18 protein-coding genes are annotated in these 21,995 nt (G+C 68.4%); 10 read left to right on the top strand and 8 right to left on the bottom strand.

The window, feature by feature from the left end:
• Positions 1-3 precede the first annotated feature (3 nt).
• From J2W36_RS03695 to J2W36_RS03685, 3 genes are read right to left on the bottom strand one after another with little or no spacing between them, the layout of a single operon-like run.
• Positions 4-1,620 carry a hydantoinase B/oxoprolinase family protein gene (locus J2W36_RS03695; RefSeq protein WP_307688312.1) on the bottom strand — a complete coding sequence of 539 codons (1,617 nt, stop codon included), beginning with the start codon at positions 1,618-1,620 and terminating at the stop codon, positions 4-6.
• On the bottom strand, positions 1,617-3,572 hold the full coding sequence (locus tag J2W36_RS03690; RefSeq protein WP_307688311.1) for a hydantoinase/oxoprolinase family protein: 1,956 nt from the start codon (positions 3,570-3,572) through the stop codon (positions 1,617-1,619). Before J2W36_RS03690 ends, J2W36_RS03695 begins: the two co-directional genes overlap by 4 nt.
• A complete protein-coding gene (locus J2W36_RS03685; protein WP_307688310.1) occupies positions 3,572-4,807 on the bottom strand; it encodes an NAD(P)/FAD-dependent oxidoreductase in 1,236 nt (411 codons plus the stop codon). Before J2W36_RS03685 ends, J2W36_RS03690 begins: the two co-directional genes overlap by 1 nt.
• Positions 4,808-4,926: 119 nt before the next feature.
• On the opposite strand from J2W36_RS03685, the gene J2W36_RS03680 reads away from it, so the two are divergent.
• Entirely contained in the window at positions 4,927-5,829 is a 903-nt protein-coding gene (locus tag J2W36_RS03680) for a LysR family transcriptional regulator (RefSeq protein ID WP_307688309.1), read from the top strand.
• Positions 5,830-6,113: 284 nt separating this feature from the next.
• Here J2W36_RS03680 and J2W36_RS03675 read toward each other — a convergent pair whose 3' ends face one another.
• On the bottom strand, positions 6,114-6,848 hold the full coding sequence (locus J2W36_RS03675) for a GntR family transcriptional regulator (RefSeq protein WP_307688308.1): 735 nt from the start codon (positions 6,846-6,848) through the stop codon (positions 6,114-6,116).
• A gap of 285 nt (positions 6,849-7,133) precedes the next feature.
• On the opposite strand from J2W36_RS03675, the gene J2W36_RS03670 reads away from it, so the two are divergent.
• The 9 genes from J2W36_RS03670 to J2W36_RS03630 all read left to right on the top strand — a co-directional run bounded on the left by J2W36_RS03670 (position 7,134) and on the right by J2W36_RS03630 (position 16,171).
• Positions 7,134-8,468 carry an aromatic ring-hydroxylating dioxygenase subunit alpha gene (locus J2W36_RS03670; RefSeq protein WP_307688307.1) on the top strand — a complete coding sequence of 445 codons (1,335 nt, stop codon included), beginning with the start codon at positions 7,134-7,136 and terminating at the stop codon, positions 8,466-8,468.
• Positions 8,469-8,492: 24 nt separating this feature from the next.
• Positions 8,493-9,932, top strand: coding sequence for a glutamine synthetase family protein (locus J2W36_RS03665; protein ID WP_307688306.1), 1,440 nt, complete (start codon positions 8,493-8,495; stop codon positions 9,930-9,932).
• A 132-nt stretch (positions 9,933-10,064) separates the two neighbouring features.
• Entirely contained in the window at positions 10,065-10,388 is a 324-nt protein-coding gene (locus J2W36_RS03660) for a 2Fe-2S iron-sulfur cluster-binding protein (RefSeq protein ID WP_307688305.1), read from the top strand.
• A complete protein-coding gene (locus J2W36_RS03655; RefSeq protein WP_307688304.1) occupies positions 10,388-11,632 on the top strand; it encodes an NAD(P)/FAD-dependent oxidoreductase in 1,245 nt (414 codons plus the stop codon). The genes J2W36_RS03660 and J2W36_RS03655 overlap by 1 nt, the downstream gene beginning before the upstream one ends.
• A 25-nt stretch (positions 11,633-11,657) precedes the next feature.
• Positions 11,658-12,857, top strand: a complete 1,200-nt coding sequence (locus J2W36_RS03650; protein ID WP_307688303.1) for an ABC transporter substrate-binding protein — start codon at positions 11,658-11,660, stop codon at positions 12,855-12,857.
• Positions 12,858-12,869: 12 nt separating this feature from the next.
• The gene (locus tag J2W36_RS03645; RefSeq protein WP_307688302.1) at positions 12,870-13,730 is read left to right on the top strand and encodes a branched-chain amino acid ABC transporter permease; all 861 of its coding nucleotides are present in this window, start codon (positions 12,870-12,872) and stop codon (positions 13,728-13,730) included.
• Entirely contained in the window at positions 13,727-14,686 is a 960-nt protein-coding gene (locus tag J2W36_RS03640) for a branched-chain amino acid ABC transporter permease (protein WP_307688301.1), read from the top strand. Before J2W36_RS03645 ends, J2W36_RS03640 begins: the two co-directional genes overlap by 4 nt.
• Positions 14,683-15,459 carry an ABC transporter ATP-binding protein gene (locus tag J2W36_RS03635; protein WP_307688300.1) on the top strand — a complete coding sequence of 259 codons (777 nt, stop codon included), beginning with the start codon at positions 14,683-14,685 and terminating at the stop codon, positions 15,457-15,459. Before J2W36_RS03640 ends, J2W36_RS03635 begins: the two co-directional genes overlap by 4 nt.
• Positions 15,452-16,171, top strand: a complete 720-nt coding sequence (locus tag J2W36_RS03630; protein WP_307688299.1) for an ABC transporter ATP-binding protein — start codon at positions 15,452-15,454, stop codon at positions 16,169-16,171. The genes J2W36_RS03635 and J2W36_RS03630 overlap by 8 nt, the downstream gene beginning before the upstream one ends.
• A 16-nt stretch (positions 16,172-16,187) precedes the next feature.
• On the opposite strand, the gene J2W36_RS03625 is transcribed toward J2W36_RS03630, so the two are convergent.
• The 4 genes from J2W36_RS03625 to J2W36_RS03610 are packed head-to-tail and all read right to left on the bottom strand — an operon-like array spanning position 16,188 to position 21,852.
• Positions 16,188-18,299 carry a TonB-dependent receptor domain-containing protein gene (locus J2W36_RS03625; protein ID WP_307688298.1) on the bottom strand — a complete coding sequence of 704 codons (2,112 nt, stop codon included), beginning with the start codon at positions 18,297-18,299 and terminating at the stop codon, positions 16,188-16,190.
• A 24-nt stretch (positions 18,300-18,323) separates the two neighbouring features.
• Complete coding sequence (locus tag J2W36_RS03620; RefSeq protein ID WP_307688442.1) at positions 18,324-18,509, bottom strand: hypothetical protein; 186 nt, start codon at positions 18,507-18,509, stop codon at positions 18,324-18,326.
• Positions 18,506-19,702 (bottom strand): PepSY-associated TM helix domain-containing protein, encoded by a 1,197-nt coding sequence (locus J2W36_RS03615; RefSeq protein WP_307688297.1) that lies wholly within the window; start codon positions 19,700-19,702, stop codon positions 18,506-18,508. The genes J2W36_RS03620 and J2W36_RS03615 overlap by 4 nt, the downstream gene beginning before the upstream one ends.
• Before the next feature lie 26 nt (positions 19,703-19,728).
• Entirely contained in the window at positions 19,729-21,852 is a 2,124-nt protein-coding gene (locus tag J2W36_RS03610; protein ID WP_307688296.1) for a TonB-dependent siderophore receptor, read from the bottom strand.
• Positions 21,853-21,995: the final 143 nt, after the last annotated feature.

Genomic DNA, 21,995 nt, shown 5'->3' with positions numbered 1-21,995 from the left:
GGTTCACTCCTGGGGGTTCGTTGCATGGGAGCCGTTCGCGGTGGCAGCGTCGATCGCGCCCCAGCCGCCGCCGCCGGCCGTCTCGATCACGAGCCGGTCGCCGGCCTGCCATTCGGTCCGGGCGCGAGCGCCCAGCGTCTCCACGTCTCCATTCGCGCGCTCGATGCGCGCGGCCGACGACGCGCCGGCGCCACCGCCCTGCGCACCGCGGGCCTGCGACACGTGCCGCTCGCCGCGGTACGACAGCGACGCGCGGCCTTCGAGCAGCCGGTACACGCGGCGCACGCCGTCGCCGCCCGCATGCAGGCCCGCGCCGCCCGAGCCGTGACGAATCGCATAGCACTCGAGTTGCAGCGGCGCCTCGCTCTCGATCACCTCGACCGGCGTGTTGCGCGCGTTGCCGATGTCGGTCGACACGCCTGGCGTGCCGGCGCCCAGCGCACTCGCACCGGCGCCGCTGGCGATGATCTCGGTGAGCATCCAGCGCCGGCCGTCGTCACGCGTGCCGCTCAGCGACATCACCGTCGCGACGCCCGCATGCGGCGCCACCGAAACGCCGGCCCCCGCCTGAGACCAGGCGCCCAGCATCGCGTTGCAGGCCATCTTCACGGTGGCCGTGCGCGCGTTCACGGCGGCGGGCAAATCGGGGTTCAGCACGCTGCCGGGTGGCAGGTGCAGCGTCAGCGGCGCCAGGCAACCGGCGTTGTTCGGTGCATCGGGCGCGAGCGTGCGCATGAAGAAAAGCGCCGCCGACAACACACTGCCGGGCGACGCGTTGACCGGCCCGCGCACCTGCGACGAGCTGCCTGTGAAGTCGATGTCGATGGCGTCGCCGGTCTTGCGGATGCGCACCGCGATGTGCACCGGGTCGTTGCTGACGCCGTCGCCGTCGAGCTGGTCCTGCCAGGCCCATTCGCCATCGGGCGCATCGCGCAACGCAGCGCGCGTCATCTGCTCAGCCTGCGCGATGAGCGCGTTGCATACCGGCAGGAACACATCGCCGGTGCGCGCGGCCAGTGCCGCGAGTTCTCGCGCACCCAGGCTCACCGCCGACCACTGCGCCGCCAGGTCGCCGCGCAGGTTGACCGGCGTGCGGCTGTTGGCGTCGAGGATCGTCTGCACGCTGGCGTCGATGCCGTCGGCCGTGCGCCAGCGCAGCGGTGGCAGGCGCAGGCCTTCCTGGTAGATCTCCGTGGCGTTCGGCGGGATCGAGCCGGGCGTCATGCCGCCCACGTCCTGGTGGTGCAGGCAGGTCGCGGCCACGGCGATCACCTCGCCGTCGCGCAGCACCGGGCGCACCACGACAAGGTCGGGCAAGTGCGTGCCACCGGACCAGGGGTCGTTCATCAGGTAGCCGTCGCCGTCGCGCATCGACGCGGCGGGGAAGCGCGCGAGCACGCCGCCGACCGCGGGGATCAGCGAACCCAGCAGCAGCGGCAGCGAGCGCGCCTGCGCCAGCAGCCGGCCGTCGGGCAGGAACAGGGCCGCCGCGCAGTCGCCGCCCTCGCGGGCGATGGACGAGTAGGCGGCGCGCATCATGCCGGTCTGCATCCGGTCGACGGCGCCCTGCAGGGCGAGGCGCAGCGGCTCCATGCGCGCTGTGATGGTTGCGTCCGTCATTCGGATGCCCTTTCACTGCGTTCGAGCAGCAGCGAATCGTCCGGAAGCCGCTGCCAGCACCAGCCTTCGGGCACACACACGGTGGTGAGCGCGGCGAAGAGGCAGGCCGGGCCGCTGCCCGAGGGCGCCAGACCGGCCCACGCGCTGGCAGTCGCTGCGGGCGGCGCCGCGAAAGGCGCGGGTTGCGGCAGCGCCGCTTCGAACACGCTGCGCATCTGGCGCACTCGCAAAGCCTGTCGTGCCGGCAGGTTCCCGCGCAGCTGCGTGTGACGCTGTTCGAAGCGTTCGGCGAGCGTCGCGACCGTGTCGGTGTCGGGCAACCACCGCACGTCGATGGCGAATTCCTGGCCGGCGTGGCACAGCGCAAGCTGCCGGTGCGTGGCCTGGCCCTGCGCGTCGGCCTGCGTGCGAAGTGCCTGCAGCTCGTCGTCGTTCAGCAGCACGTCCATGGCCTGTTCGACGGTCCGCGTCGGCGCGGCGCACAGCATGCCGAGCGCGGCGATCACGCCGGCCTGCGGCAGCACGCGCACCTGCGTCATGCCGGCCAGGTCGGCGACCTCCGCCGCGTGCTGCGCACCGCCGCCGCCGGCTGCCACGAGCAGGCTGTCGGCCGGGTCGAGCCCGCGCTGGAAGCTGCGCATCTTCAGCGCCTCGGCCATCGCCGACGCGGCGGTGCGGACGACGGCCTGGGCCGCGTCCTTCACCTCAATGCCCAACGGCACCGCGGCATCACGCTGCAACGCGGCTTCGGCCGCCGCGCGGTCGAGTGACACGCCGCCGGCGAGTTGCGCGGGCAAGCGACCGAGCACGCACAGCGCGTCGGTCAGCGTCGCACGGTTCCCGCCCAGGCCATAGGCCGCCGGGCCGGGCCAAGCGCCTTGCGAGCGCGGACCGAGCCGCAGCGCGCCGCCGGGCAGCGCACGCACCACGCTGCCGCCGCCGATCGAGAGCGATTCGACATCCGCGCAGCGCAGCCGCAGGCTCAAATCGCCGACCTGCAGTGCGTCGCCGAAGGCCGGGCGGCCCTGCTCGACGATGCCGATGTCCGTGCTGGTGCCGCCGACGTCGATGGCCATCACCACGGCCGGCGCGCCGGTGCGCCCCCCCAGGCTGGCGGCCACACCTTCGAGCGCAGCGCACGGCCCCGACATCGCCAGGCCGACCGGTCGCGCCGCCACGTCACGCCAGGCGCCGGTGCCGCCTTCCGAGCGCATCAGGAACGGTTCGGGCAAACCGCGTGTCGTGAGCGCACTCGCCAGCGCGCGCAGGTAATCGGCGACCATTGGCTTGGCGTAGGCGTCGAGCGCGCTGGTCAGAAAACGTTCGAACTCGCGCGGCTTCGGGTCGACCTCGCTCGACAGCGACACCATCAGGTACGGCAGGCGCGCGGCCAGCACATCGCGCACTTGCTGCTCGTGCGCCGGGTTGCGGTGCGCGAACAGCAGGCACACGGCCACGGCACGCACGCCCGACTGTGCGATGGCGTCTGCGATGCGGTCGAAGCCGTCGAGCGCGAGCGGCGCTGTCTCGCGGCCCTGTGCGTCGATGCGCCCTGCGATCTCGAAGCGCAGGTGCGCGGGGAAGAGGCGCTCGTCCGGCGTCGGCTTCGCGATGACCGGCAGGTACAGCTCGCGTCGCTCCTGGCGGCCGAGCGCCAGCACGTCGCCCATGCCGGCGGTCGTCAGCACCGCAACGGGCGGGGCATTCTGTTCGAGCAGCAGATTCGTGACCACGGTGGACCCGTGCACGATGCGGGCCACCTGCTGGGGAGCGATGCCGTTCTCGGCGCAGATGCGATCGATGGCGGCCAGCACGGGTTCTGCCAGCCTGCCCGCTTCACGCGGGTGCTTAAGGCTCGCCAGGCGGCCGTCATCGGCGACCGCAACGGCATCGATGAAGGTGCCGCCCATGTCGACACCGATTGCCCAGCGTGACGTGTCGGGCCCGGCCATCAGAAGCGATCGGGCCGGAACGGCGTCAGATCGACCTGCGGCGCGCGGCCGGCCACCAGGTGCGCGATCTCGCGGCCCGTGCTGGCGCCCATGCACATGCCCATGTGGCCGTGGCCGAAGGCCAACCACGCGTTGTCCGCACCGCGTGCCCGGCCGACCACCGGCAGGCTGTCAGGCATGCAGGGGCGGTGGCCCATCCAGCGCGTAACCACCGAGGTGTCGAGGTGCGGGAACAGGTGGCGTCCCTGCTGCAGCAGCGCGTCGGCGCGTTCGTAGTTCGGCGGTGCCTGCAGGCCGGCGAACTCGACCGTGCCGGCAAGTCGCAGGCCCATCGCCATCGGGTTGACCATCAGGTTGTGCTCGACCGCCATCACGGTGTGGCGCAAGGCGAGGTTCGAGCTGCGCACGGTGACGTGGTAACCGCGCTGCGTCTCGAGCGGCACGTGTTCACCCAACGCGGCAGCCAGCGGTGCCGACCAGGCACCGGCGGCGACGACCACGCCATCGACGGCCAGCGTCGCCCCCGAGTCGAGCTGCACGCCGGTCACCCGGCCGCCCTGGCGCTCGAATCCCAGCGCACTGTGCCCGTTGCGCCGCGCGCCGTCGGCCATGCAGCGCGCATGCAACGCCTTCACCAGCGCCGACGGGTCGGCCGTCGAGCCGTTGTCCGGCGCCAGCAGGCCAAAGCGGAAGCGCCCCTTCAGGTCGGGCTCCAGGGCCTCCAGCTCATCGCGCTCGACGTCGACCAGCTTCACGCCGAGCGAGCGCCGCAGGTTCATGCCCCACTGCCATTGCGCCGCAGCCTCGCGGGACGAATAGACGTAGAGGCAACCGCTGCGGCGCACCAGCGATTGCGCGTCGGCATGCGCGAGCAGCGGGTCGTAGCAGTCGAAGATGGGTTCGAGCAACGTGCGCAACGCCGTCGCGATGCGCGTGACTTCCTCGCGGCTCGAGTGCTGCAGCATGCGCACCAGCCAGGGCAGCACGACCGGTGCGTAGCGCCAGCGCACGGTGAGCGGCCCCAGCGGGTCGAGCAGCCAGCGCGGCACGCGCTTCCACATGCCGGGCATGCCCACGGGCAGGCAGGCGCTGGGCGAGAGCGACCCCGCATTGCCGAACGAGCAGGCTTCGCCCGGTTCGAGCGGATCGATGAAGGTGACCTGGTGACCGTCGCGCTGCAGCCATGCTGCGGTGCAGACGCCCACGATGCCGGTTCCGATGACGGCGATGTGCATGCGGCGCATTCTGGGAAGCGGCACCATCATCAATCAAGCCAATTCTTTTGATGTGTGGATCAGACTTTCTGATAATCGATCGCCATGCCCTTCCTCGACCATCCCAGCGTGGTGCAGCCATGAACATCAGCTTGCGCCAGATGCGCGCCTTTTCCGCCGTGGCGCGCGCCGGCAGCTTCACCGCGGGAGCCAGGCAGGTGAACCTCACCCAGTCTGCGGTCAGCATGCTGGTCCAGCAGCTGGAAGAGTCCCTGGGCGTGACCCTGTTCGACCGCGGCGCGGCCGTCACGCTCACGGAAGCGGGTCGGCAGCTGCTGCCGCTGGCGCGCCGCATCCTCGACGACGTGAACCAGGTGGTCGAAGGCGCGTCGGACCTGCGCTCGCTGCGCACCGGGCTGCTGCGGGTCGTCGCACCGCAGATGCTGGGCTGCACCTGGATCGCGACGGTGCTGGGCGAATTCGCGGCGCTGCACCCGGACATCGGGCTGCGCGTGACCGACGCAACGACCGACGACGTGGTGGGCGTGGTGCGCCGCGGCGAAGCCGAGATCGGCGTCGGCCCCGAGCGCACCGTGGGCGAAGACGTCACGCGCACCTTCCTGATGGACGTGCCCATCCGCATGGTGTGCCCCGCGACGCACCCGCTGGCTCAGCGACGCGGCGTGTCGTGGGACGAACTGCGCGACGAGCGCTGGGTCATCTATTCGAGCGAGTTCAACCGGCAACTCGAACGCATCCTGCAGTCGCACGACGCCTCGCTGTCGATGCAGACGGCCGTCGAGGTCGGCTACCTGACAACCGCGCTCGCCATGGTCGGCGTGGGCTCCGGGCTGGCCGCGGTGCCCGACTACGCGCGCATGTTCGCGGACAACTTCAAGGTGCGCTTCGTGCCGCTGCGCGGGCCGGAGATTCGGCGGCAGTTCTACATCTATCAGCGGCGAGGGATGGCGTTGTCACCGGCAGCGCAAGCGTTCGTGGCGATGATGCAGCGGCATGCCGCGCGGGGGACATCGAAGGCCTGAGGACAAGGGTTCGAGGGGTGCGTCGGCAGTGCATCTCTTTGCAGCGAGCGCAGCGATTGCGCCACCCTAAGCCCGGCAGGCGGTGCGGGCCGGGCGATCCCCTCTGCGCCGCTGAGGAGCACAGCCTGTCGCGGACCAGGGATCGCGATTGTCTGAGCGCAGCGAGTTTGAGCGAGACCCCGCGACAGGCGAGCACCGCAAGGCAGCCCGAAGGGCCGGCGCAGTGGGGTCGTTTGGCCCGCACCGCCTGCCGGGCGCTCTCTCCAGAACCAACGACTAGAACCTCAGCCCCGCCCCTTCCCCGCCACCAACCGCATCCCAGGCATCAGTTCAGCCGCCAACTCCGGCCGCTCCAACGCATAGTCCAGATTCATCCGCGCAATCTCGACATGCTCCTCACCCAGCGCCTGCGCCCGTGACCCCTGCCCGCGCTCGATCGCCTGAACGAGCGCGTGGTGCGTGCGGTGCGCCTGCCGCATCCACTGCTGCCCTTCTTCCATCGAAGACTGCATCGGCAGCATCGCGCTCGGCGACGCGAAAGGCTGGCCGTCGAGCATGTCCATCACGCGCCGCAGCGCCGAGTTGCCGCAGCCGTCCATGATGAGTTTGTGGAAGCGGTCGTTCATCTCGACATAAGCCGCGTAGTCGTCCAGCTCCATCGTCGGCTTGTTGACGGCCTTGTCGCCGTCGTCGAGACATTCGTGCAGGTCGCGCAGCAACTGGCGCGGCGCGCCGTCTTCGGCCAGCAAGCGCGCAGCGAAGCCTTCAACCAGGCCGCGTACGCGGATCGCGTCGGCGATCTCGCGGGACGTGAAACGGCGCATCTGGTAGCCACCCGAGGGCGACTGCTCGATCAGGCCTTCGTGCTCCAGGCTCGTGAGCGCGAGACGCACCGGGGTGCGCGAGGCACCGAGTTTCTCGGCCAGCGGAATCTCGGCGAGCCGCTCGCCGGGCACGAATTCGCCCTTGAGGATCAAGTCGCGCAACTGGACCAGCACGCGGGATTGTTGGGAGTCCATGGGATCGCAAGGCGCAGCAAAGAAGACCCATTCTAGGAGAGAACAGTAGGCCTGCACGCAAGAGCCAGCGATTGGTCCATTTGTTGCATACATCGCAATGGATGACCCAGGTCGGGGTGTTGGCGCACATCCAAGGTGCACCCAAAAATCCATGAATTTCCCTTACAGGTAACCCAACAGCCCACTGAATCGTAAAAATACGTTGACCTTCGCCAAAGACAGCTTCGAAAATGTATGCAATTGCATGCAATGCATGTTCGTCAAACCCACGATGGAGCTCCACGCATGATCAGCGCCGAACAGAACGATCTCATCACCCGGGTCGGCCCCGGAACGCCTGCCGGTCAGTTGCTGCGCCGCTACTGGCAGCCGGTGGCGATTTCGGACGAGCTGGCCGGGCCGCGTCCTGTGAAGCCCGTGAAATTGATGGGCCAGCACTTCGTCCTGTTCCGCGACGAGAACGGCCAGCTGGGCCTGCTCGACCGCGATTGCCCCCACCGCGGCGCGGACCTGGCCTTCGGACGGCTCGAAGGCGGCGGCCTGCGCTGCCCATTCCACGGCTGGCTGTTCGATGCCAAGGGCAACTGCCTCGAAACCCCGGCCGAGCCCGTGGGCAGCAAGCTGTGCACGCGCATCAAGCAGGCGGCCTATCCGGTCGTCGAGAAAAGCGGAACCATCTTCGCGTACATCGGCGAAGGCGAGCCGCCCGCATTCCCCGAGTTCGACTGCTTCGTCGCACCCGACACCCACACCTTCGCCTTCAAGGGCCTGTTCGAATGCAACTGGCTGCAGGCGCTCGAGGTGGGCATCGACCCGGCGCATGCGTCGTACCTGCATCGCTTCTTCGAGGACGAGGACACGTCGGAGAGCTACGGCAAGCAGTTCCGCGGCGCCTCGGCGGACTCCGACCTGCCCATCACCAAGGTGCTGCGCGAATTCGACCTGCCCGAGATCAACGTCGACAGCACCGACTACGGCCTGCGCCTGACCACGCTGCGCAAGGTGTCGGACACCGACACGCACGTGCGCGTCACCAACGTCGTGTTCCCGCAGGCCTTCGTGATCCCGATGAGCACCGAGATGACGATCTCGCAGTGGCATGTGCCGGTCGACGACACGCACTGCTACTGGTACGCCATCTTCACCAGCTTCACCGGCCCGGTCGACAAGCAGCAGATGCGCGACCAGCGGCTGGAACTGTACGAACTGCCGAACTACACGTCGCGCAAGAACAAGCGCAACGACTACGGCTACGACGTCAACGAACAGCTCACCAAGACCTACACCGGCATGGGCGAGGACATCAACGTGCACGACCAGTGGGCCGTCGAGTCGCAGGGCCCGATCCAGGACCGCACGCGCGAGCACCTGGGCACCACCGACAAGGGGATCATTGCCTACCGCCGCATGCTGGTGAAGGCGATCGAAAGCACGCAGGCCGGCGAAGGCGCGCCGATGGTCATCGGCCAGGAACAGGCCAGCGCCATGTCAGGGCCGCCGTCGATCGACGGCGTGAACGAGAAGGCCAGCGAAGGCGTCGGCCCGCAAGCGTACTGGCTGCAAGCCGACCGCGAGCGCCGCCTCAAGTCGACCTGGGCCGCCGCGCGGCTCGGCGCCTGACCGAACGCAGAGAGTACGCACGCCATGAGCAATTTCGTGAAACGCTTCGGCCTGTGGTCCGACGACCAGGACAAGCAGGCCAAGGAACTGGCCCACCGGCTCGACAGCGGCGAAGTCGACGTGGTGCGCTTCGCGTTCCCCGACCAGCACGGCATCCTGCGTGGCAAGACGCTGGTCGCCAGCGAGGCACGCGACGCACTGTGGGACGGCGTGAACCTCACGTCGACCCTGCTCGCCAAGGACACCTCGCACAAGACCGTGTTCCCGGTGTTCAGCGCCGGTGGCGGCTTCGCCATGGAAGGCTTCCAGGGCGGCGCCGACTTCACCGTGGTGGCCGACCCCGCCACCTTCAAGGTGCTGCCGTGGTCGCCGCGCGCGGGCTGGGTCCTGTGCGACGCCTACATGGCCGACGGCAAGCCCTGCCCGTTCGCGACGCGGCAGATCCTGCAGCGCGCAGTCCAGCAGCTCGACGAACTCGGCCTGGACTTCATCGCCGGGCTGGAGGTCGAGTTCCATGTCTTCAAGCTCGAGGACCCGCGCCTGGGCCTGGGCGATTCGGGCCAGCCGGGCGAGCCACCGCGCGTGTCGCTGCTGTCGCACGGCCACCAGTACCTCACCGAGCTGCGCTACGACCGGCTCGACCCGGTGATGGAGCTGCTGCGTTCCAACCTCGTCGCGCTCGGCCTGCCGCTGCGCTCGCTGGAGATCGAGTACGGCCCGAGCCAGTTCGAATTGACCTTCGGCCCCACCGCCGGCGTACTGCCGGCCGACACGATGGTGCTGCTGCGCAGCGCCATCAAGCAGATCTGCCAGCGCGCGGGCTACCACGCCACCTTCATGTGCCGGCCGAAGATCCCGAACGTGATGTCCAGCGGCTGGCACCTGCACCAGTCGCTGCGCCGCAAGAGCGACGGGGTGAACGCCTTCATGCCCGAGGCGAAAGGCCAGGACCTGAGCCCACTCGGTCTGCACTACCTCGGCGGCCTGAAGGCACACGCCTGCGGCGCCGCGGCGCTCGCGAGCCCGACCATCAACGGCTACCGCCGCTACCGCCCCTTCTCGCTGGCGCCCGACCGCGCCATCTGGGCGCGTGACAACCGCGGCGCGATGCTGCGCGTGCTCGGCGGCCCCGGCCAGAAGGCGACGCGCATCGAGAACCGCGTGGGCGAGCCGACGGCCAACCCGTACCTGTACCTCGCGTCGCAGCTCTTCTCGGGGCTCGACGGCATCCGGCACCAGACCGACCCCGGCCCCTCGGCCGATGCACCGTACGAGACGCCGGCCCAGCAGCTGCCGCTCTCGCTCGGTGACGCACTCGCCTGCCTGCGCGACGACGCCATGCTCAACGAACAGATGGGCAAGACCTTCGTCGACTATCTTTGCCACATCAAGGAAGCGGAAATCGCCCGCTTCAACCTCGACGTTTCGGAATGGGAACATCGCGAGTACTTCGACATGTTCTAGAAATGATGCTCACCCCCAGTCTTCGCGCACTTCGTGTCGCTTCGCCAACCCCCTTGCAGGGGGCAACACCAGCGGCCCGGCAAAGCCGGTTCCGCGGTGTCCCACGCTGAGACAGCGCATCCACAAGCAACCATGCCCACGATCCACTACATCCTCAAAGACGGCAGCACCCGCAGCATCGACGCCAAGCCCGGCGGCAGCGTGATGGAGAACGCCGTGCGCAACAACGTGCGCGGCATCGACGCCGAATGCGGCGGCTCCTGCTCATGCGCCACCTGCCACGTCTACGTCGACGACGCCTTCGTCGCCCTGCTGCCACCGGCCGACGACATGGAGAACGACCTGCTCGACGGCGTCGCGTCCGAACGCCAGCCGGGCAGCCGCCTCAGCTGCCAGATCACGATGACGGCCGAACTCGACGGCATCACGGTGCGCGTGCCCGAGACGCAGATCTGATGCCCGGCGCGAAGACCCTGGTGATCGTCGGCGCCTCGTACGCCGGCGTGCAGCTCGCCGCCACCGCGCGAGAACTCGGCTTCGAGGAGCCGATCACCATCCTCGGCGACGAACGCCACGCGCCCTACCAGCGGCCGCCACTGTCCAAGGGGCTGCTCACCGGCAAGACCACCGTCGACCAACTGCAACTGCGCGGCCCCGACTTCTTCACGCAGAACCGCATCGACCTGCAGCTCGGCCAGCGCGCGGCTGCGGTCGATGCCGGCGCGCGCACGGTCACGCTCGCCGATGGCCGCACGCTCGGCTATGGCTGGCTCGCGCTGACGACCGGTGCGCGCTGCCGGCCCTTCACGGTGCCGGGTGCCGAGCTTGATGGCGTCGTCGAACTGCGCACGCTCGACGACGCCCTGCGCGTGGCCGACGCCGCCGACCGCACCAAGCGCGCCTGCGTCATCGGCGGCGGCTTCATCGGCCTCGAAGTGGCATCGGCCCTGCGCACGCGCGGCGTCGAGGTCACGGTGGTCGAGGCCCAGCCGCACCTGCTGACCCGCAGCTTCCCGCCGATCATGTCGGCCTACGTCGAGAACGCCCACCGTCGCCGCGGCATCGAGCTGCTGACCGGCCGCGGCGTGCGCGCCCTGCACGGCACGAATGGGCAGGTCGACGCGGTCGAGCTGACGGACGGCCACAGCGTGGACTGCGACCTGGTGGTGCTCGGCGTCGGCGTGCTGCCGAACGTCGAGCTGGCGCAGGCTGCAGGCATCGCCGTCGACAACGGCATCGTGGTCGACGCGTTCGGCCGCACCTCGGCACCGCGCGTGCTGTCGGCCGGCGACGTGGCCTCGATGGCGCTCGTGCCGGTGCCCGGTGGCCCGACGCGGGTGCGGCTCGAATCCATCCAGGCCGCCAACGACGGCGCGCGCGCCGCGGCCTCGGCGGTGGTCGGTCGAGAACAGCCCAACACCGCGGTGCCGTGGTTCTGGAGCGACCAGTTCGATCTCAAGTTCCAGATGGCCGGCCTGCCAGTGCACGGCGACGAGGTCGTGACCCGCGGCGACATCGCCAGCGACAAGTTCAGCCTGTTCTACCTGCGCGACGGCGTGCTGGTCGGTGCGCACTCGGTCAACAAGCCGGCCGAGCACATGCAGAGCCGCAAGCTGATCGCCGCACGCGCGCAGCCCACTGCCGCACAACTGGCCGACACGTCCTTCGACCTGAAGAACGTGCCGACGGCCGCGACCTGATTCCTTCCAACCTCGGAGTTCCATGATGAAGATGACCAAGCGACGCACCCTCGCCACCCTCGCCCTCGCCGCGCTCACGGCCATGGGCGCCTTCGGCAGCGCGCACGCGGCCGACGAACCCCTGCGCATCGGCATGATCGCCACCTATTCCGGCCCGTACGCGGACTACGGCCGGCAGTTCGACGCCGGCGTCGCGCTGTACCTCAAGGAACACGGCGGCAAGATCGCCGGCCGCACGGTCGAGATCATCAAGAAGGACACGGCCGGCCCGGCGCCCGATGCCGCCAAGCGCATCGCGCAGGAACTGGTCGTGCGGGACAAGGTGAGCATCCTCACCGGCCTCGACTTCAGCCCGAACGCCTATGCGGTGGGCGCCATCGCCACGCAAGCGAAGATCCCGACGCTGGTGATGAACGCGGCGTCGTCCGCCATCACCACCAGCTCGCCCTACGTCGCGCGGCTGTCCTTCACGGTTCAGCAGGTGACCGACCCGATGGCACGCTGGATGGCCAAGCAGGGCGTGAAGGAGGCCTACACCGTGGTGGCCGACTACGCGTCCGGCGTCGATGCCGAGACGGCCTTCAAGAAGGCTTTCACCGCCGAAGGCGGCAAGGTGGTGGGCGAGGTCCGCACGCCCATGAACAACCCCGACTTCTCGGCCTACGTGCAGCGCATCAAGGACGCCAAGCCGCAGGCCGTGTTCTTCTTCTTCCCCTCGGGCGTGATGCCGCCGGCCTTCCTCAAGGTGTGGAAGGAACGCGGCATGGAAGAAGCCGGCATCAAGCTCTTCGCGACCGGCGAAGCCACCGACGACAGCTACCTCGACGCGACCGGCGACGTGGCGCTGGGCCTGGTCACCAGCCACCACTACTCGTACGCGCATCCCTCACCGAAGAACCAGAAGTTCGTGAAGGACTTCGTCGCGCAATTCGGCACCTCCCTGCGCCCGAGCTACTTCGCCGTGACCGCCTACGACGCCATGGCCGCCATCGACCTGGCGCTCGCCAAGACCAAGGGCGACGTGTCGGGCGACAAGTTCATGGAAGCACTCAAGGGCCTTAGCTTCGAGAGCCCGCGCGGCCCGATCGAGATCGATCCGGTCACGCGCGACATCGTGCAGACCGTCTACATCCGCAAGACCGAGAAGGTCGACGGCAAGCTGGTGAACGTCGAGTTCGACAAGTTCGACAAGGTCAAGGACCCGGCCAAGGAAGCCGCAAAGTAACTGGACTGTTCCATGGGCATTGTGATTTTCGACGGGGTGGCCTACGGCATGCTCCTCTTCCTCATCGCGGTGGGCCTGTCCATCACGATGGGCCTGATGAACTTCGTCAACCTTGCCCATGGCAGTTTCGCGATGGTCGGCGGCTACGCCGCGAGCGTGCTGATGAGCCGCTACGGCGTGGGCTTCTTCCCGGCGCTGGCCGCGGCCTTCGTCGCCGCGGCGCTGATCGGCGCGGCGCTGGAGTTCGTGTTCTACCGGCGGCTCTACAAGGCGCATCCGCTCGACCAGGTGCTGCTGTCGATCGGTGTCGTGTTCGTCTCGATCGCGGTCTTCACCTACTTCTTCGGCCCGACGATGCAGCCCTTCCAGCTGCCGCCGCTGCTCGACGGGCGGGTGTCGCTGGGCGGGCTCGAGGTCGGGCGCTACCGGCTCTTCCTCGTCGTCTGCGGCGTGCTGGTGCTGGCCGTGCTGCTGCTGGGCATCGGCAAGACGCGCTACGGCGCGATGGTGCGCGCGGCCGTCGACAACCAGCGCGTGGCCGCCGGCACCGGCATCCACGTGCAGCGCCTCTTCTTCCTGACTTTCTCTCTGGGCTGCGGCCTGGCGGGTCTGGGCGGCGCGCTGAGCCTCGGCATGCTGGGGCTGGAGCCGTCGTTCCCGCTCAAGTACCTCGTGTACTTCCTCATCGTGGTGTGCGTCGGCGGTGCCGGCACCATCACCGGCCCCTTCATCGCCGCGCTGCTGGTCGGCATCGTCGACGTGGCCGGCAAGTACTACTGGCCCGAAGCGGGCGCCTTCCTCATCTACGTCGTGATGATCATCATGCTTCTGCTGCGGCCCCACGGCATCATTCCGAAGCGAGGCCTGGCATGAAACGCATTGCAATTTCTCCACAGCGCCTGCGCTGGGTCGAGGTGGCCTTCTGGCTCGCGCTGGCCTCCTGCTTCTTCCTGTTGCCGGACAAGCTCACGCTGATGAGCCAGATCCTTATCTTCGGCCTGTTCGCGGTGTCGCTCGACATGGCGCTGGGCTATGCCGGCATCCTCACCGTCGGCCACGCGGCGTTCTTCGGCGCCGGCGCGTATGCGGCAGGCCTGCTCGCCAAGCACGGCTGGGGCGAGCCCTTCACGGGCTTGCTGGTGGCGCTGGTCGTCTGCGCCGCGCTCGGCTACCTGCTGAGCTACCTGGTGGTGCGCGGTGCCGACCTCACGCGGCTGATGATCACCATCGGCGTGTGCGTGCTGCTGGCCGAGTTGGCCAATCGCCTGTCGGGCATCACCGGCGGCACCGACGGCCTGCAGGGCATGGTGATGTGGCCGGTGCTCGGGCTGTTCGAGTTCGACCTGTTCGGCAAGACGGCCTTTCTGTACGCCTTCGGCGTGGTGCTCGTCCTGTTCCTGGGCGTGCGGCTGATCCTGCGTTCGCCCTTCGGCCTGGCGCTGCGCGGCATCCACGACAGCCGCAAGCGCATGCTGGCCATCGGCTCGCCGGTCGAGTCGCGCCTGCGCATGGCCTATGCGTTGTCGGCCGCGGTGGCCGGCGTGGCGGGTGCGCTGCTGGCGCAGACCACGCAGTTCGTCGGCATCGAGTCGATCGGCTTCAACCGCTCGGCCGAGGTGCTGATCATCCTGGTGCTCGGCGGCACCGGCCGGCTCTACGGCGGGATGATCGGTGCGCTGGTCTACATGGGGGTGCACGACGCCTTCGCCGACCTCAACCCGGAGTACTGGATGTTCTGGCTCGGCATCTTCCTGATCGCGGCCGTCATGGTCGGCCGCGGCGGCATCATGGGCGCGCTGTCGCGCCTCGCGAAGCGGAGCGCGCCATGAAGCCAGCACTGCAGACCCACGGCCTGGGCGTGCGCTTCGGTGCCTTCCAGGCGGTGAACGACGTGCACCTGTCGCTCGAACCCGGCGCGCGCCAGGCGCTGATCGGCCCCAACGGCGCCGGCAAGACCACCCTCATCAACCTGCTGACCGGCGTGATCAAACCAACCGCGGGCCGCATCGAGATGGACGGCCAGGACATCACCGCGTTCACCGCCGACCGCCGTGCCCGCATGGGCTTGGCGCGCACCTTCCAGATCAACACGCTGTTCCCCAGCCTCACGCCGCTGCTGTCGGTGGTGCTCGCCATCAGCGAGCGCGAAGGCCTGGGCGCGGTGTGGTGGCGGCCGCTCACGCGGCACACGGCGCTGTTCGACGAAGCGCACGCCTTGCTCGGTCGCCTGAAGCTCGATGCGCTGGCCGACGTGCCGGTGGCCGAGCTGGCCTACGGCAAGCAGCGGCTGCTGGAGATCGCGCTCGCCATGGCGGCCAAGCCCCGCATCCTGCTGCTCGACGAGCCCGCGGCCGGCGTGCCCGAGGACGAGAGCGGTGAACTCTTCGAAGCGATTGCCGAACTGCCGCAGGACATCAGCGTGCTGTTCATCGAACACGACATGAAACTCGTCTTCCGTTTTTCGCGCCGCATCTCGGTGCTGGTGGCCGGGCAGATCCTGACCGAGGGCACGCCCGCCGAGATCGGCGTCGATCCGCGCGTGCGCGAGGTGTACCTGGGTCACGCCCATGCAGGAATACATGCAGGAGTGGCCCATGGCTGAGCTGCTCGCCTTCGACAAAGTCGTCGCCGGCTACGGCAACGCGGTGGTGCTGCACCGCCTGGGCTTCACGCTGGCCGAAGGCCAAAGCCTCGCAGTGCTCGGACGCAACGGTGTGGGCAAGACCACGCTGCTCGAGACGCTGATGGGCAACACCCGCGTCACGCAGGGCACCATCCGCTGGTGCGGCGAGGACATCACGCGCTGGCCAGCGCACCGCCGCGTGCGCACCGGCCTGGGCTGGGTGCCGCAGGAACGCGAGGTGTTCCCGTCGCTCACGGTCGAAGAAAACCTGACCGTGGTCGCCCGCCCCGGCCGGTGGGACCTGCAGCGCGTCTACGGCTTCTTCCCGCGGCTGCGCGAACGGCGCGGCAACTACGGCAACCAGCTGTCCGGCGGCGAACAGCAGATGCTCGCCATCGGCCGTGCGCTCATGACCAACCCCAAGCTTCTGCTGCTCGACGAGCCGATGGAAGGTCTCGCGCCCATCATCGTGCAAGAGCTGGCCGCCTCGATCCGCCGCCTGTGCGAAGGCGAAGGGCTGGCGTCGATCGTGGTCGAACAGCACCCGGTGCTCGCGCTCGAGATGACGCACCAGGCCATCGTGCTCGAACGCGGCACCGTCGTGCACGCCAGCACCAGCGCTGCGCTGGCCGCCGACGCAGCGCTGCTCGACGGGTTGCTGGGTGTCGGGATGGCGCCGCCGCTGGCCTGACGGCGCACGGCTGCCGTCAGAAGCGGTAGCTGCCGCCCAGTCCGACCGTCCAGTTGCGGCCTGGCGCCGGCTCGTAGTAGCGCTGGTTGCCTTCATTGACGATGACGGAGCCGATGTAGCGGCGATCGAACAGGTTGTCGACGCGCGCGAAGGCATTGAGCTCCCAGCCTTCCCAGCGCTTGACGTAGCCCGCATGCAGCGCAACCACGGCGTAGCCCGGCGCCTGCGCCGTGTTCAGGTCGTTCGCCTGGATGCGGCTCAGCGCGCGCAGTTCGGCGCCCGCGCGCCAGCCTTGCGGTGGCACCCAGCCATAGGCGAGGAACAGCGCGTTCTGCGCGATGCCGGGAATGCGGTTGTCCGCCGGCACCGCCGCGCCCGCCGTGCAAGGCACGGCGCAGAAACCGTCGCGGTAGCGTGCATCCAGCCAGGTATAGGCCAGCTCGGTGCGCCAGTGGTTCGCGCTCTCGTGCTGCCAGCCGATTTCCAGGCCGTCGCGGCGCGTGCGGCCCGCGTTCTGGTAGGTCGTTCGGCCACCGCTGTTGGTGGCCGTGACGATCTCGTCCTGCGTGCGCGTCTGGAACAGCGCAGCCGTCAGCAGGCCCCCGGCCAGGCGCGCCTTGGCGCCGACTTCCACACTGTCATTCACCGATGGCTGAAGCCCGAAGTTCAGGCCGCTGCGACCGTCGGGGCGGTACGACAGCTCGTTGAGCGTGGGCGTCTCGAAGCCGCGCCCCACCGATCCGTAGAACGCCAGGTCGCGCGTGGCCGCGTAGCGCAGCGATGCCACCGGCAACACCTTGGTGTAACGCGCGCTGCCGCTGTCGTCGCCATTCGCACCGACGATGTAGTGGTCCTTGGAGTCGAAGCGCACGCTGCTGCGGCGCACCCCCGCCTCCAGCGTCCAGGCGTCGGCCAGGCGCCAGGTGGCCTGGGCATAGGGGTCGAGGTTCCAGACCTCGTTGCGCTCGTCGCGGCGCAGGCGGCCCTGCACGCCGAGCACCGGCGCCGCCAGGCTGCCCGTGTAGTTCTGGTAGCCCTGGCGCGACTCGCGCAGGCTGTCGTAGCCCAGGCCCGCGACGATCTCCAGGGGTCGGCCGGCCAGTTGCAGCGATGAGGTCCAGCGCACGTCGATGCCCGCGTAGTCGCGCTGCAGGCCGATGACGGCACCGGCGCTGGTGGCGCTCTGCTGGGCCGAAGGCGGGATCGACTGGAACTGCGTGGTCTTGCGCTCGCCGCCGTACAGCGTCAGGCGCAGCGTGTTGCTGGCGTCGATGCGCCGGTCGTAGGTCAGGCCCGCCTGGTTCTGGTCGACGGTCTTGCGGGTGTCGTACTGGGTGGCGAGCGCCGCGCTGCGCGGCGCCAGCGCATACTGGCTGGCGGTGAGGCCCAGCGGGTCCTGCGCATCGAGGTGCACGCTGTTGAACACCAGCGTGAGCCGGTCGCCGTTGTCCAGCGCGATGCCCAGCTTGCCGTTGGCCAGGTCGCGCCGCGCAGCGCTGTGGTCGCGGTAGCCGTCCGTCTGGAACCGGCTGCCGCTGAGCACATAGTCGACAGCGCCCGACGCGCCGCCGAGCTTGAGCGATTGGCGCCAGGTGCCGTCGCTACCCGCAGCCAGCGAGTAGCTCAACTTGGGTCGCCCCTCCCCATTTTCGGTGAAAGCCTGCAGCACGCCGCCCGACGAGTTGCCATAGAGCGCCGAAAACGGCCCACGCAGCAGTTCGACGTGGTCGAGCGAGCCGATATCGATGTTCGATGTCTGGCCCTGTCCGTCGGGCAGCGTGGCGGGGATGCCATCGACGTACAGCCGCACACCGCGCACGCCGAAGGTCGACCGGGCGCCGAAACCACGCACCGAGATCTGCAGGTCCTGCGCCAGATTCTGGCGGTTCTGCACCTGCAGCCCCGGCACGCCGCCAAGGCCTTCGGAGAGCTGCGCCTGCATCCGGCTGGCGCGCAGGTCGGCGCCCTCCACCCGATCGACCGACCCCGCCGCATCGAAGGGGCGGACGTCACCGCGCGGGGTGGACACGGTGATCTCGCGCAGGGTGGCGGGAGATTCGGCATCCTGCCCCTGCGCCGAGAGAGAGGACAGCAGGAGCAGGCAAGGCACGGCAATCGGAATTCTCATGCCCCAATTGTCCGTTGAAGTCGGTCAGTGCCTGCGGCGTACCCAGCCAAACCACACGCAGACCGCGACCGGGATGCCCAGCATGACCCAGGCCAGCATGTCGCCCGCGCCGCCGTCGCTGAAGAGCGCCGACACCAGCCCGACAGCCGTCATCACACCCAGCACGATCGGCCAGCCCCAGAGCGGCCAGAAGGCGTGGCGCGGCTTCACGTCTGCGCCTCCACCTTGGCTGCCGCCGGGTGGACAGCGCCGACCGGCGGATGCGACGGCGCACCGGCGGCGGCATCGCGCGCGTGCGCAGCGGGTGCGCCCTTGGCCTTCTTGAGCCACAGGTACAGGCCACTGCCCAGCACGATGATGGTGGCGATGTCCAGCAGCGCCCACAGAATCTGCATCGGCATGCCGCCGTAGTCGCCGAAGTGCAGCGGCTGCGACACCAGCAAGCCTGTCAGATACCAGGGCAGTTTCGGGCTGGCCGTGACCTGATCGGTCTTGGCGTCCACCAGCACCGGTTGCAGCAGCCGCGAGGTGAAGGGTTCGCTGCCACGCAGGAACACCGTGTGATGGTGCGGGCTGGAGAACGAAGTGCCCGGGAAGGCGATAAAGGAGACCTTCATGCCCGGAGCGCGCGCTTCGGCCGCTTCGAGCGAACGTTGCAGCGACCCACGTTCAGCCACCGGCACCGTCGGCTGGCCTTGGTAGGGCGCGAGCAGGCCGCTGAGCTGGTCGTGTTGCCAGTACTTGATGATGAGGTCGGCCCAGGTGTTGATCATGCCGGTGCCGCCGACCACGAAGGCCCACACCAGCGTCACTACACCCAGCAGGTTGTGCAGGTCGAGCCACTTCAGGCGCGGGCGCTTCTCGCGGCGCACCGTGCCGAAGTCGAGCTTGCGCATGAAGGGCGCATACAGCACCGTCCCCGAGACGATGGCCACGAGCAGCAGCAAGCCCATGAAACCCAGGAACAGCTTGCCGGGCAGTCCGGCGAACAGGTCGACGTGCAGCTTGTACATGACGTACATGAAACCTTCGTCGAACTTCGGCTGGGCCAGGATGGCGCCGGTGCGCGCGTCGACCACCACCGACTTGAAGTCATCGGTGGGCGCCGGGGTCTGCGTGAGCGTGACGAACCACATGCCGTCGTCGTCCTCGGCCTGCGACACGAACTGCACCACGCGTTCGGGGTACTGCGCCTTCGCCACCTCGATCACCCGGTCCAGGCTCACGCGCGGCGTGTTCGCAGGCATCTTGGGCGACTCGACCTCGGTACCCAGCAGGTGCCCGATTTCGTGGTGGAAGATCAGCGGCAGGCCGGTCAGGCACAGCAGCAGCATGAAGACGGTGCAGACCAGGCTGCTCCACTTGTGGACCCAGGCCCAGGTCTTGATCTGTTGGCTGTTCATCGTGGGTGTATTTTCAGAGTTGACCGTCAGAAGCGGTAGGTCGCGCTGGCCACGATGTTGCGGCGCGCGCCGTACCAGCAGTCGCCGCGCGCGAGGCAGGTGCTGAAGTACACCTTGTCGGTCGCGTTGTTGATGTTGAGGGCGTAGCGCCACTGGTCGGTTTCGTAGGCCAGCATCAGGTCGAGCAGTGCCACGGACGGCATGTTCGGTCCGGTGCTCGTCCCTTCCACATCACGGTAGGCCCCCATGTAGCGTACCCCCATGCCGGCCGAGAAACCGGTGAGGCCGGCGACGGCGAAGCGGTACTTGCCCCACACCGACGCCTGGTTGCGCGGCTCGTCGGTCAGCTTGTGGTCGACGTTGATGCGCGTGTAGTTGGCGATGAGGTCCAGGTCGCGCGCCAGCGTCGTCTTGAGCTCGAGTTCCAGGCCTTCGTTCTTCGTCGTATCAACCTGGCGCCCATAGTTCGGATTGGTGGTGTCGGAGACGGTGCGGTTCTTCTCCTTGAGCGAGAACACCGAGGCGGTGAAACTCGTGGCCGAACCGAGGGGCTGGTACTTGACCCCCGCCTCTGTCTGCTCGCCGCGCAAGGGCTTGAACAGGTTGCCACTGAGGTCGTAGCCGGTCTGCGGCGTGAAGGACTCTGTATAGCTCAGGTAGGGCGCCCAGCCCGATGGCAGCTGGTACATGACGCCGAAGCGCTTGGAGGTGGCACTCGTCGTCTCTGATTCGCTGCCGACAGTGCCGGTGGTGCTGCGGTCGCGGCGCAGGCCGGCCACGAAGATCCAGTCGTTCAACTTCATCTGGTCCTGCACATAGACGCCCGCGTTGCGTTGCGTGGTGCGAGGCTGGCTGCTCAGCGCGGGGTCGTCGACGTTGACACCATAGACCGGCGCATAGGCGTCGATCGTGCTGAAGCTGTAGCCTTCCGTCTTGTCCTGCCGCTGGTGCGAGTATTCGGCGCCCAGCAGCAGGGTGTGGCGCACTGCGCCGGTGTCGAAGTGACCTTCGACATGGTTGTCGATGCCGGCCATGCGCGTCCAGGTCAACGATTTGCTGTAGTAGCGGCCGAGCAGACGCTGGCCGTCCGGGTCCAGCGCCCAGCCGCCGGGCTGGCTGAAGGAGTCGGCGTAGTGGTAGTGCGAGTCGTTGAAGGTACGCGACAGGCGCAGGTTCTGACGGAACGTCCATTGGTCGTTGAACTTGTGCTCGAACAGCCAGCCGAAGGTCTTGCGCTCCGTGTCGTAGCCGTCGCCGGGTTCGCCAATGAAACGGCTGGTCGAGAGTTGGCCGTTGACGTTCGGCAGGATGGTGCCTTCCCACGGGAAAAACTGGGAGGTGCTGCCGGTCTTGTCCTTTTGCCACAGGGCCTGCAAGGTCAGCGACGTGGCGGCGTTGGGCCGCCAGGTGAGCGAGGGCATGACCAGCGAGCGGTCGTCGGGCACGTGGTCCACCTGCGTGTCAGCGTCACGCTTCAACGCCACCAGCCGATACGACCAGTCGCCATCGGCCGTGAGCGGACCCGTCAAGTCAGCCTGCAGCTGCTTGCGGCTCCAGGAGCCATATTGCACACCCACTTCGCGCGAAGTCTCCTGCTGAGGGCGCTTGCTGACCATGTTGATCACTCCGGCCGCGGTGCCCGCGCCGAAGAGCATGCCCGCTGGCCCGCGCAGCACTTCAAGACGCTCGAGTGTGTAGAGATCGGGCCGCGCGGTGGAGGTGTAGTAGCCGGACGAGTACATCTGCAGCCCGTCGAGGTAGAGCGTCGGCTCGCTGCCACGGATCAGGACACTGTCTGTGCGCGAATCGAGCCCATAGGCGTCCGAACGCACCCCCGCCGCGTAAAGCAGCGCATCCTGCAGGTTGGTCGCCCCCTGGTCGACGATCTGGTCGCGCGTGACCACCGTCACCGACTGCGGCGTTTCCGACAAGGGCGTGTCGGTCTTGGTGGCCGTCTGCGCGTTCTTCGCGCGGTAGCCGACCACGGGCGACGTGGCCGTTTCGTTCTCGGCGTTGCCGTCCACGCGCACCTCGCGCAACGTGGTCGCAGGACTCGAAGGCACCGGCACCTGGGCCTGACTGTGACCTTGCAGGGCCAGGCAACCCACCGCCAATGCTGCCGCCGACCGGGGAATGAACCTATTTTTCACGCGCGCTCTCACCTCATTTATTGATAGTGATTCGCATTCTAATTGTCAACATTGGTGAAAGTTAAAGACTCTTCCGCAGACAGGGAATGTCCAGCTACGATGGCGCCGGCGTTTCCACCCCCATTGAGCCCGCGTTGGTGTCT

It is taken from the genome of Variovorax ginsengisoli, from assembly GCF_030811835.1.
GTDB classification, from domain to species: domain Bacteria; phylum Pseudomonadota; class Gammaproteobacteria; order Burkholderiales; family Burkholderiaceae_C; genus Variovorax; species Variovorax ginsengisoli_C.
This window is presented reverse-complemented; position numbering and strand designations above follow the sequence as displayed.

What these genes read in the sequence shown, in the direction of transcription:
- J2W36_RS03695 (WP_307688312.1), bottom strand. Translation starts at nt 1,620, where the DNA reads ATGACGGACGCAACCATCACAGCGCGCATGGAGCCGCTGCGCCTCGCC.
- J2W36_RS03615 (WP_307688297.1), bottom strand. Translation starts at nt 19,702, where the DNA reads ATGAACAGCCAACAGATCAAGACCTGGGCCTGGGTCCACAAGTGGAGC.
- J2W36_RS03625 (WP_307688298.1), bottom strand. Translation starts at nt 18,299, where the DNA reads ATGAGAATTCCGATTGCCGTGCCTTGCCTGCTCCTGCTGTCCTCTCTC.
- J2W36_RS03645 (WP_307688302.1), top strand. Translation starts at nt 12,870, where the DNA reads ATGGGCATTGTGATTTTCGACGGGGTGGCCTACGGCATGCTCCTCTTC.
- J2W36_RS03665 (WP_307688306.1), top strand. Translation starts at nt 8,493, where the DNA reads ATGAGCAATTTCGTGAAACGCTTCGGCCTGTGGTCCGACGACCAGGAC.
- J2W36_RS03680 (WP_307688309.1), top strand. Translation starts at nt 4,927, where the DNA reads ATGAACATCAGCTTGCGCCAGATGCGCGCCTTTTCCGCCGTGGCGCGC.
- J2W36_RS03685 (WP_307688310.1), bottom strand. Translation starts at nt 4,807, where the DNA reads ATGCACATCGCCGTCATCGGAACCGGCATCGTGGGCGTCTGCACCGCA.
- J2W36_RS03670 (WP_307688307.1), top strand. Translation starts at nt 7,134, where the DNA reads ATGATCAGCGCCGAACAGAACGATCTCATCACCCGGGTCGGCCCCGGA.
- J2W36_RS03640 (WP_307688301.1), top strand. Translation starts at nt 13,727, where the DNA reads ATGAAACGCATTGCAATTTCTCCACAGCGCCTGCGCTGGGTCGAGGTG.
- J2W36_RS03675 (WP_307688308.1), bottom strand. Translation starts at nt 6,848, where the DNA reads ATGGACTCCCAACAATCCCGCGTGCTGGTCCAGTTGCGCGACTTGATC.
- J2W36_RS03630 (WP_307688299.1), top strand. Translation starts at nt 15,452, where the DNA reads ATGGCTGAGCTGCTCGCCTTCGACAAAGTCGTCGCCGGCTACGGCAAC.
- J2W36_RS03635 (WP_307688300.1), top strand. Translation starts at nt 14,683, where the DNA reads ATGAAGCCAGCACTGCAGACCCACGGCCTGGGCGTGCGCTTCGGTGCC.
- J2W36_RS03650 (WP_307688303.1), top strand. Translation starts at nt 11,658, where the DNA reads ATGAAGATGACCAAGCGACGCACCCTCGCCACCCTCGCCCTCGCCGCG.
- J2W36_RS03655 (WP_307688304.1), top strand. Translation starts at nt 10,388, where the DNA reads ATGCCCGGCGCGAAGACCCTGGTGATCGTCGGCGCCTCGTACGCCGGC.
- J2W36_RS03660 (WP_307688305.1), top strand. Translation starts at nt 10,065, where the DNA reads ATGCCCACGATCCACTACATCCTCAAAGACGGCAGCACCCGCAGCATC.
- J2W36_RS03690 (WP_307688311.1), bottom strand. Translation starts at nt 3,572, where the DNA reads ATGGCCGGGCCCGACACGTCACGCTGGGCAATCGGTGTCGACATGGGC.